The sequence below is a fragment of the Acidovorax sp. genome, from assembly GCF_016783915.1.
GTDB lineage: Bacteria > Pseudomonadota > Gammaproteobacteria > Burkholderiales > Burkholderiaceae_C > Acidovorax.
Window position 1 is genome coordinate 1 of the sequence record NZ_JADHVT010000149.1, and the last position, 10,874, is coordinate 10,874.

The window sequence follows — 10,874 nt, forward strand, 5'->3', positions numbered from 1 at the left end:
GGCGGCGGCACCGACGTGGTGGCGCGCGCGCTCGCGCAGAAGCTGGCCAGCCGCCTGGGCACGCCGGTGGTGATCGACAACAAGCCGGGCGCCTCCACCATCATCGGCACCGAAGCCGTGGTGCGCGCCGATCCGGACGGCTACACGCTGCTGGTCTCGGGCTCCACCAGCTACACGGTCAACCCGGCGCTGCGCAGCAAGCTGCCCTACGACCCCGCCAAGGACCTGATGCCCGTGGCCACCGTCGCCCGAGCACCGCTGGTGTTGGTCGTCAGCGCCAGCGCACCCTTCAAGGACCTGAACGCGCTGATCGCAGCGGCCAAGGTCAAGCCCAAGAGCATCCACTACGCCACCTTCGGTTCGGGCTCCGGCCCGCATCTGGCGGGCGCACTGCTGGAGCAGGCGGCAGGCATCCAGTTGCAGGACGTACCTTACCGGGGCAGCAGCCAGTCGCTGATCGCCCTCATGGGCGGTGAAATCCAGTTGGGTATCGACACAGTGGCCGCTGCGGCGCCGCAGGTGAAGGCCGGGAAGCTGCGCGCACTGGCTATCGCGGGCAAATCGCGCTCCAGCATGCTGCCGGGGGTGCCCACTGTGGAAGAACTCAAGCTGCCAGACGCGGCGTTTGACGCCTGGTACGCCATCGCCGCCCCCGCCAAAACACCACAGTCCGTCATCCGAAAGCTGGTGACTGAGGTGGAAGCCGTCACCCGCGACAGCGGCCTGCAGGAACAGATGCGCACCCAGGGCATGGAACCCGTGCACCTGGGGCCGGTGGCCACGCGCGCCATGATCGATGACGAGATCGGCCGCTACCGCGCGCTGGCCCACCGCGCCAAGATCGTGGTGGACTGACGAACACCCAACAAGGACCTGCACGATGAACCGCCAACAACTCATTCAAGACGTCCAGCGCTACTTTGACGATGGCCGCTTTGCCACCGACCTGCGCCGCCGCGTGGCATGGCGCACCGAAAGCGACACTGGCAAGGTGCCGCCCGAGCTGCGCACCTACCTCACCGACGAAATGGTGCCCTGGCTCACGCCGCAGGGTTTTGAGTGCAAGGTGCTCGACAACCCCTCGCCACAAGGCGGCCCCTTGCTGGTGGCCCGCCGCGTGGAAGACCCGGCGCTGCCCACCATACTCACCTACGGCCATGGCGACGTGGTCAACGGGCAGGACAGCCAGTGGCGCGAGGGCCTCTCACCCTGGGAGCTGACCATCGAAGGCGAGCGCTGGTATGGCCGGGGCACAGCGGACAACAAGGGCCAGCACACCGTGAGCCTGGCCGCACTGGCCCACACCATCGAAGCCCGGGGCGGCCGCCTGGGATACAACGTGACGCTGCTCATGGAGATGGGTGAAGAGGCAGGCTCGCCCGGCCTGGGCGCCTTCTGCGAGCAGCATCGCGATGTACTGAAAGCCGACCTGTTTGTGGCCAGCGACGGCCCCCGCGTGAACGCGGGCCATCCCACCCTCTTCCTGGGTTCACGCGGAGCCATCAACTTCTCACTCGCAGTACGCAGCCGCGACAAGGCCTATCACTCGGGCAACTGGGGCGGTGTGCTGGCCAACCCGGCCACCGTGCTTACCCACGCCCTGGCCACACTGGTGAACGCGAAGGGCTGTATCCTGGTCAAAGGCCTGCTGCCGCCTGCAGTGCCCGACAAGCTGCGCACCGCCCTCAGAGACGTAGTGATTGGTGCAGGCGCCGATGACCCCGCGCTTACCCCCGGCTGGGGCGAGCCCGGCCTGACCCCCGCAGAGCAGTTGGTGGGCTGGAACACGCTGGAGGTGCTGGCGCTGGGCGCGGGCAACGCGCAGCGACCCATCAACGCCATCCCCGCGCAGGCCGTAGCGCACTGCCAGCTGCGCTTTGTGGTGGGCACCGATTGGCAGAACGTGCAGGCCACGCTGCGTGAACACCTGGACGCGCATGGCTTCAGCCAGGTCGAAATCACCATGGGCATGCACTGTGGCGCCACACGGCTCGATCTGCACAACCCCTGGGTGGACTGGACGATGGCCTCGCTGCAGGCCAGCGCAGGCCAGCCCGCCACGCTGCTGCCCAACCTGGCTGGCTCGCTGCCCAACGACATCTTTGCCGACCAGCTGGGCCTGCCCACGCTGTGGGTGCCCCACTCGTACCCCGCCTGCGCCCAGCATGCGCCCAACGAGCATTTGCTGGCGCCCGTGGCACGAGAAGGACTGGCGGTGATGGCTGGGCTGTTCTGGGACCTGGGTGAGCCCCAAGGGACACCGTGGACTGAAGGACGCACCACCCGGCAGGAGGCAACTGCCTGACAGCAGCGCGCACAAACTCGCAGAAAAACAAAGGGGCCTGCACGGCCCCTTTGTTTGATCTTGCCGATTCGCAGGGCCACGCCCTGCCCCGGTCACAGCGCAGGGTCGCGCAGCTCCCAGCGGATCGCATCAATGGTCTTCAGCACCTCGGGCGACAGCGTCGTGCCCCAGGCATTCAGGTCTTCCTCCAGCTGCGCCACCGACGTCACGCCAATGATGGTGCTGGCCACTTGCCACTTGGTGTAGCAGAACGCCAGCGCCATCTGCGTGGGCGTCATGCCGTTGGCACGCGCCAGTGCGTTGTAGCGGCGCGATGCCTCCAGCGCCTCGGGGCGGCCCCAACGCTGTTTGCGCACGGATTCATACGATGCAATGCGCGCGCCCTTTGGGGCGGTCGGGCCGGTAGTGCCGCTTTCGTCGTACTTGCCCGTCAACAGACCAAAACCCAGCGGCGAGTAGGCCAGCAGAGACACATCCAGGCGGTGGCAGGTTTCATCCAGTCCGTTTTCCCAGGTGCGGTTGATGAGGCAATACGGGTTCTGCACCGTGGCCACACGCGGCAGGCCATGCTGCTCAGCAAGGCGCACGAATTCGTGCACGCCATACGGGGTTTCGTTAGACAGGCCGATGTAGCGCACCTTGCCAGCCTTCACCAGGCTGGCCAGCGCTTCCAGTTGCTCGCGGATGGGGGTGTGCGAGGTTTCCTTGGAAGGGTCGTAATACAGGTTGCCGAACGCTGGCACATGGCGCTCGGGCCAGTGGATCTGGTAGAGGTCGATCACATCGGTCTGCAGGCGGCGCAGGCTTGCCTCGCACGAAGCCACGATGTCGGCAGGGGTCATGCCCTTGCCCTCGCGCACCCAGGGCATGCCGCGCGATGGGCCGGCCACCTTGGTAGCCACCACCAGCCTCTGGCGGGCGCCAGGGTTCTTGGCAAACCAGTTGCCGATGATGGTTTCGGTGGCACCAAAGGTCTCGGCCTTGGCGGGCACGGCGTACATCTCGGCCGTGTCGATGAAGTTCACGCCGCGTTCCAGGGAGCGGCTCAGGATGGCATGCGAATCGGCCTCATTGACCTGCTCGCCGAAGGTCATGGTGCCCAGGCAAATGGGGGTGACAAGCAGGTCACTCTGACCCAAGCGGACGGTGTTCATCGGTGAAGGCTCCAGATGGTGAGAAATGTAAACGCGGCCTGCTGCGGCCCCGGCGGGCGATGGTACAAGCGAACGCCAAAACCTGCCGGACGCCGGACTCCTTGGTGACACCGCAGGGCGCCCCGCGAGCGCATGCGCAACGTAACATTGGCGCAGCATGTACCAAGTTCTTACACCCTCGCGCAGCAGCTCGCTGGCGCTGCGCCACCTCAACTACCACGTCCGCCACTGGGGACCGGAGCAAAGCAACCTGCCCACACTGGTGTTGCTGCACGGCTGGATGGACGTCAGTGCCTCCTACCAGTTCACCGTGGACGCTCTGCAGCAACCACGCCGCATCATCGCGCCGGACTGGCGTGGCTTTGGCCTCACCACCGGTGCGCCGGTGGATCACTATGTGTTTGCCGACTACCTGGCCGACCTGGACCTGCTGCTGGACCACTACGCGCCCGGCGAAGCCATCGATCTGGTGGGCCACAGCATGGGCGGCAATGTGGCCATGATGTACGCCGGTGTGCGGCCCGAGCGCGTGCGCAAGCTCGTCAACCTCGAAGGCTTCGGCCTGCCCACCACACGGCCCGCGCAGGCACCCACACGCTATGCGCAATGGATCGACGAGATCAAGCAGCTGCACCAGGGCACAAAGGACCTGAAGACCTATGACGGTGCCGACGGCGTCGCCCGCCGCCTCATGAAGACCAACCCCCGTCTGTCCGAGGACAAGGCCCAATGGCTGGCCCAGCACTGGGCCAGACCCAACGCGCAGGGGCAATGGGAGATCCTGGGTGACCCCGCGCACAAGATCACCAGCGCGCAGCTGTACCGCGTGGACGAGGCCCTGGCCATTTACGAGCGCATTGCAGCCCCCGTGCTGGCCATCGAGGCCAGTGGCGACAGCCTGGGGCAGTGGTGGAACGGCCGGTACACCCTGGACGAATACCACCAGCGCCTGACCCATGTGCGAACCTGCAGCACTGCCGTTGTGCAAGACGCGGGCCACATGCTGCACCACGACCAGCCCGAGCAGGTGGCGCAGCTCATCGAGGCGTTTTTGGATGCCGCCTGAGGCAATTGGATGCCGCATCGCATCCAAGCGCTAGCGGATATTGCCTGAGTAGCTATCATTTTTGACAATCACGAGGCCAATTGCCCCCCGGCCTTCGTGCGCAGATCCGGCGGCCGTCTGGCACAAAGGGCATTGGCGGGGCAGTTGCTCGTCCCATGAGAAAATCGTGGGTTATTCCACAGAACACCCAGGACAAGAATCATGGACGCAGAACGCATCAACCTCATTGGCACCACCCTCAGCGACCTGGCTCTGCGAACGCAAGAGTTACGGAGGTATCTTTGACTTCGATGCCAAATTTGAACGCCTGCGCACGGTAAACGCATCGCTGGAAGACCCCTCCGTCTGGAACGACCCCAAGAAGGCCCAGGAGCTGGGCAAGGAACAAAAGTCGCTCTCTAGCGTGGTGGTCACCCTGGACAAGCTCACCCGCGACCTGGCCGACAACGCTGAGCTGTATGAGATGAGCAAAGAGGAAGGCGATGAAGCCGGCCTTTTGACCATCGAGTCGGAGGCCGCCACGATGCGCGCAGCGGTGGAAGAGCTGGAGTTCCGCCGCATGTTCCGCAACGAGGCGGATCCGCTCAACTGCTTTGTGGACATCCAGGCCGGCGCCGGTGGCACCGAGGCCTGCGACTGGGCCAGCATGCTGCTGCGCCAGTACCTCAAGTACGCCGAACGCAAGGGCTTCAAGGCCACGGTCGAAGAAGAAACACCGGGCGACGTGGCCGGCATCAAGAGCGCCACGATCAAGATCGAGGGTGAGTACGCCTTCGGCCTGCTGCGCACCGAAACCGGCGTGCACCGCCTGGTGCGCAAGAGCCCGTTCGACAGCTCGGGCGGCCGCCACACCTCGTTCGCGTCGCTGTTTGTGTACCCCGAGATCGATGACTCCATCGAGATCAACATCAACCCAGCCGACGTGCGCACCGACACCTTCCGCGCATCGGGCGCGGGCGGGCAGCATATCAACAAGACCGACTCGGCCGTGCGCCTGACGCACATCCCCACCGGCATCGTGGTGCAGTGCCAAGACGGCCGCAGCCAGCACAGCAACCGTGACGTGGCATGGCAGCGCTTGCGCAGCCGCCTGTACGACTTTGAGATGCGCAAGCGCATGGAAGAGCAGCAGAAGCTGGAGGACACCAAGACCGACGTGGGCTGGGGCCACCAGATCCGCAGCTACGTGCTGGACAACAGCCGCATCAAGGACCTGCGCACCAACGTCGAAATCTCGGCCACGCAGAAGGTGCTGGACGGCGACCTGGACGCCTTCATCGAAGCTTCGCTGAAGCAAGGCGTCTAAGCGATGCGGATGCGCACCGACGCCATCATCTTCGACATGGACGGCACCATGATCGACTCCATGCCCTGGCACGCCCAGGCGTGGGTCGAGTTCGCGCGCCGCAGGGGCATGGACATCGACGTGCCCGACCTCATGGCCCGCACCACGGGCCGCAATGGCACCGAGTGCATCGTGGAACTGTTAGGACGCCCCGTGTCGCAGGACGAGGCCGACGCGCTCACGCACGAAAAAGAAACCATCTACCGCGAGCTGTTCGCCCCGCGCTTCTCCGAAGTGGCGGGCTTTCGCAAGTTCGCAGCGCAGGTGCGCGCGCGCGGCCTCAAGGTAGCCGTGGGCACCGCGGGTGACATCGGCAACGTGGAATTCGCACTGGGCCACCTGGGACTGGAACCCGCGCCCCAAGCCATCGTGCGTGGCGACGAGGGCCTGCCCGGCAAGCCCCAGCCCGCGATCTTTCTGGAGGCGGCACGCCGTATTGCGGCAGCGCCCGAGCACTGCATCGTCTTTGAAGACGCGCCTTTTGGCATCGAGGCAGCACGCCGCGCCGGCATGCGCGCCGTGGCCGTCTGCAGCACCCACACGCCCGAGCAATTGGCTGGGCCCCATGTGCTGGCGGCCGTGCGCGACTACACCGAACTCATGAATACCGACTTTCTGGAGAGCATCCATGTTGCAACTGCATAAAGCCGACGGAAGTGGAGACGGCGCGGCCCCGGCCATCGCCATCCGCCGCGAGGACTACACCGCCCCCGCCTACTGGATCGACAGCGTCGAGCTGACCTTCGACCTGGACCCGAACAAGACGCGCGTGCTCAACCGCATGACGCTGCGCCGCAACCCCGACGTGGCCGCGCAGCCGCTCAAGCTCGATGGCGATGACCTGAACCTGGCACGTGTGCTGGTCAACGGCCAGGGCACCTCGTTCAAGATGGAGGGCACCCGCCTGGTGCTGGAGAACCTGCCAGAAGGCTCCGAGCCCTTTGCGCTGGAGATCTTCACCACCTGCTGCCCCGCCAAGAACACACAGCTCATGGGCCTGTATGTGAGCCAGGGCACCTTCTTCACGCAGTGCGAGGCCGAGGGCTTTCGCCGCATCACCTACTTCCTGGACCGCCCCGATGTGATGGCCAGCTACACCGTCACGCTGCGCGCCGACAAGGCCCAGTACCCGGTGCTGCTGAGCAACGGCAACCTGGTGGACAGCGGCGACCTGGAAGACGGCCGCCACTTTGCCAAGTGGGTGGACCCGCACAAGAAGCCCTGCTACCTGTTCGCCCTGGTAGCGGGCAAGCTGGTGGCCCGCGAGCAGAAGATCAAGAGCCGCTCGGGCACCGACCACCTGCTGCAGGTCTACGTGCGCCCCGGCGATCTGGGCAAGACCGAACACGCCATGAACTCGCTGATGTACAGCGTGGCTTGGGACGAGGCCCGCTTCGGCCTGCCGCTGGACCTGGAGCGCTTCATGATCGTCGCCACCAGCGACTTCAACATGGGCGCGATGGAGAACAAGGGCCTGAACATCTTCAACACGAAGTACGTTCTGGCGAGCGAATCCACGGCCACCGACACCGACTTCGCCAACATCGAAAGCGTGGTCGGCCACGAGTACTTCCACAACTGGACCGGCAACCGCGTGACCTGCCGCGACTGGTTCCAGCTGAGCCTGAAGGAAGGCCTCACCGTCTTCCGCGACCAGGAATTCAGCATGGACCTCGCGGGCAGCCCGTCCGCCCGCGCCGTCAAGCGCATCGAGGACGTGCGCGTGCTGCGCACCGCCCAGTTCCCCGAAGACGCGGGCCCCATGGCCCACCCGGTGCGGCCCGACAGCTACGTCGAGATCAACAACTTCTACACCGTCACCATCTACGAAAAGGGTGCGGAAGTGGTGCGCATGCAGCACAACCTGGTGGGCCGCGAAGGCTTTGCCAAGGGCATGAAGCTGTACTTCGAGCGCCACGACGGCCAGGCCGTGACCTGCGACGATTTTGTGCAGGCCATCGCCGATGCCAACCCGGGCAGCCCGCTCACGCAGCACCTGGCGCAGTTCAAGCGCTGGTACAGCCAGGCCGGCACGCCCCGCGTGCGCGCCACGGGCCGCTACGACGCTGCCACGCGCTGCTATGCACTCACGCTGTCGCAAAGCTGCACGCCTACGCCCGGCCAGAGCGAGAAGCAGCCCTTCGTCATCCCGATCGAACTGGGCCTGATCGATGCCACCACCGGCGCTGCCCTGCCCGTGCACCTGGCAGGCGAAGGCGCTGCAGAAGGCGCCGCCCACACCACCTCGCGCGTGGTGGTGCTCACCGAGGCATCGCAGACCCTGACCTTCACCAACCTGGATGCCGAGCCCGTGCCATCGCTGCTGCGCGGCTTCAGCGCCCCCGTGGTGCTGGACATCGACTACACCGACGCACAGTTGCTCACGCTGCTGGCGAACGATGCAGACGCCTTCAACCGCTGGGAAGCAGGGCAACGCCTGGCACTGCGAATTGCTATTAATACAATAGCTAATGAGGCATATACAACTAGCGCCACCGGCCGATTTGAGCAAGCCATCCTGTCTACAGAGTTTGTAGCGGCCATGCGCAGCGCGCTGCGTAACCCGGCCCTGGATGCAGCCTTCAAGGAGCTAGTGCTCACGCTGCCATCCGAAACCTACATCGCCGAGCAACTGGATGTGGTGGACCCGCAGCGCATCCACGCGGTGCGTGAAGCCATGCGCGAAGAGCTGGCGCTGGCGCTGCAGGCCGACTGGGAAACCGTCTGGGAACAGAACCAGGACACCGGCGGCTACCGCCCAGACCCCGTCTCCTCCGGCCGCCGCGCACTCAGTGGCCTGGCGCTGCACATGCTGTGCATTGCCGCGCAGAAGACAGGCGATGTGGTCTGGCCTGGCAAGGCGTACCAGCGCTTCAAGGTCGCCGGCAACATGACCGACCGGTTCAACGCCCTCACGGCCCTGGTGGCCAGCGGCAGCGAACTGGCAGCCCCGGCCCTGGCGCGCTTCCATGCGCTGTTCAAGGACGAGCCCCTGGTTATCGACAAGTGGTTTGCACTGCAAGCGGGTGCGCCCGATCGTGGCGGCAACGTATTGCCCGCCGTGCGCCAGCTCATGCAGCACCCGGACTTCAGCCTGAAGAACCCCAACCGGGCGCGCAGCGTGATCTTCAGCTACTGCAGCGCCAACCCTGGCGCGTTCCACAGGTCGGACGCTGCGGGCTACGTGTTCTGGAGCGACCGTGTGATCGAGCTGGACGCCATCAACCCGCAGGTTGCCGCCCGCCTCGCGCGCGCGCTCGACCGCTGGAAGAAGCTGGCCGAACCCTGGCGCAGCGCCGCGCGCGAGGCCATTGCTCGCGTGGCCGCCAAGCCTGATCTGTCCAACGATGTGCGCGAGGTAGTGACCCGCGCACTCGCCGAATAAACCACGACCGAGAAGAGACTGACATGGCAAAAAGCATCAGCCTGACCCGTTACCTTGTTGAGCAACAACGGGTGGACGGACTCATCCCATCGCAACTGCGCCTGCTGCTGGAAGTGGTGGCCCGCGCCTGCAAAAGCATCAGCCACGCCGTGAACAAGGGCGCACTGGGCGGCGTGCTGGGCACAGCCAGCAGTGAAAACGTGCAGGGCGAGATCCAGAAAAAGCTCGACATCATTGCCAACGAGGTGCTGATCGAGGCCAATGAATGGGGCGGCCACCTGGCGGCCATGGCGTCGGAGGAAATGGACGGCATCTACCTGGTGCCCAACCGCTACCCGCAAGGCGAATACCTGCTGCTGTTTGATCCCCTGGATGGCTCCAGCAACATCGATGTGAACGTGAGCATCGGCACCATCTTCAGCGTGCTAAAAAAGCCCGATGGTGACCGCGGCGTGGAGGAAGGCGACTTCCTGCAACCCGGCACCCAGCAAGTGGCCGCGGGCTACTGCATCTACGGCCCGCAGACCACCCTGGTGCTCACCGTGGGTGACGGCGTTGCCATGTTCACCCTCGACCGCGAACAGGGCTCCTTCGTGCTGACCGAAGAGAACGTGCGCATCCCCGAGGACACCAAGGAATTCGCGATCAACATGAGCAACATGCGCCACTGGGACGAGCCCGTGAAGCGCTATATCGACGAATGCCTGCAGGGCAAGGAAGGCCCGCGCGGCAAGGACTTCAACATGCGCTGGATCGCCAGTATGGTGGCCGACGTGCACCGTATCCTGACCCGTGGCGGCGTCTTCATGTACCCCTGGGACAAACGCGAGCCCCACAAGCCTGGCAAGCTGCGTCTGATGTACGAGGCCAACCCCATGGGCTGGCTGGTTGAACAAGCCGGCGGCGCTGCCACCAATGGCAAGCAACGCATCCTCGACATCCAGCCCACCCAGCTCCATGAGCGTGTCAGCGTGATCCTCGGCTCAAAAAATGAGGTCGAGCGCGTGACCAGCTACCATTCCACGCTATAATCCAAGGCTAAGCCGGTGTAGCTCAGTCGGTAGAGCAGCTCATTCGTAATGAGAAGGTCGGGTGTTCGATTCATCTCTCCGGCACCAAATGAAAAGCCCTGATTCGCAAGAGTCAGGGCTTTTTTCTTGGCCACGCCCGGCGCAAGAAATCTGACTGCTGCAGCATTGCAAGAACTGCCGGTGCACCGCGCAGCTCAACGCCCTGCCGGGAAATGCAACACAGCACCAAGAGCAGCACACAGCCCAGTAGCCCCAACCATCGTCAACAATGGTGTCTCATGCGTGTTGCGCTACCCTGATGGCAGCTTAACTGTTTGCAAACATCAGCGACTGATGCAGACTGCGTGCATCACGCCTGCCGCCATGGACGACTGCTCAGTCAACCGGCGTCGGACTGCACACCAAAGTCTACCCCCCTCCATAACCAAGAACCCCATCATGAGTGTCGAACGCAGAGGCAGCGCGGACCGCCGCACCGGTAAGGATCGCCGCCAGGAAGAAAAAGGTCCACCCACCAATTTCGAGCGGCGACGGGCCATCGAGGCGCGCCAGCCCGAATTGACGGAACTGCACATGAGTGAGGATGAG

The 10,874-nt window shown here is 64.7% G+C and carries 8 protein-coding genes and 1 tRNA gene; 8 read left to right on the top strand and 1 reads right to left on the bottom strand.

Annotation, left to right across the window (positions count from 1 at the left end; translation table 11 throughout):
* A partial coding sequence (locus ISS20_RS20220; protein ID WP_291438981.1) for a tripartite tricarboxylate transporter substrate binding protein occupies positions 1-855 on the top strand: 855 nt, incomplete at its 5' end.
* A gap of 25 nt (positions 856-880) precedes the next feature.
* A complete protein-coding gene (locus ISS20_RS20225) occupies positions 881-2,305 on the top strand; it encodes a M20 family metallopeptidase (RefSeq protein WP_291438982.1) in 1,425 nt (474 codons plus the stop codon).
* Positions 2,306-2,397: 92 nt separating this feature from the next.
* Here ISS20_RS20225 and ISS20_RS20230 read toward each other — a convergent pair whose 3' ends face one another.
* On the bottom strand, positions 2,398-3,459 hold the full coding sequence (locus ISS20_RS20230; RefSeq protein WP_291438984.1) for an aldo/keto reductase: 1,062 nt from the start codon (positions 3,457-3,459) through the stop codon (positions 2,398-2,400).
* 157 nt (positions 3,460-3,616) lie between these two features.
* On the opposite strand from ISS20_RS20230, the gene ISS20_RS20235 reads away from it, so the two are divergent.
* From ISS20_RS20235 to ISS20_RS20260, 6 genes are all read left to right on the top strand, one after another.
* Positions 3,617-4,525: an alpha/beta hydrolase gene (locus ISS20_RS20235; RefSeq protein ID WP_291438986.1), complete on the top strand. Its 909-nt coding sequence runs from the start codon at positions 3,617-3,619 to the stop codon at positions 4,523-4,525.
* Between the two features lie 201 nt (positions 4,526-4,726).
* A protein-coding gene (prfB, locus tag ISS20_RS20240; RefSeq protein WP_099730502.1) for a peptide chain release factor 2 occupies positions 4,727-5,831 on the top strand; the annotation gives its coding sequence in 2 pieces (ribosomal slippage) (positions 4,727-4,807 and positions 4,809-5,831; 1,104 coding nt in all).
* A gap of 9 nt (positions 5,832-5,840) precedes the next feature.
* Positions 5,841-6,515, top strand: a complete 675-nt coding sequence (locus ISS20_RS20245) for an HAD family phosphatase (protein WP_291438991.1) — start codon at positions 5,841-5,843, stop codon at positions 6,513-6,515.
* The gene (gene pepN, locus ISS20_RS20250) at positions 6,499-9,255 is read left to right on the top strand and encodes an aminopeptidase N (RefSeq protein WP_291438988.1); all 2,757 of its coding nucleotides are present in this window, start codon (positions 6,499-6,501) and stop codon (positions 9,253-9,255) included. The genes ISS20_RS20245 and pepN overlap by 17 nt, the downstream gene beginning before the upstream one ends.
* 23 nt (positions 9,256-9,278) lie before the next feature.
* The gene (locus tag ISS20_RS20255; RefSeq protein WP_291438990.1) at positions 9,279-10,286 is read left to right on the top strand and encodes a class 1 fructose-bisphosphatase; all 1,008 of its coding nucleotides are present in this window, start codon (positions 9,279-9,281) and stop codon (positions 10,284-10,286) included.
* 11 nt (positions 10,287-10,297) lie between these two features.
* A tRNA-Thr gene (locus ISS20_RS20260) sits at positions 10,298-10,373 on the top strand.
* Positions 10,374-10,874: the final 501 nt, after the last annotated feature.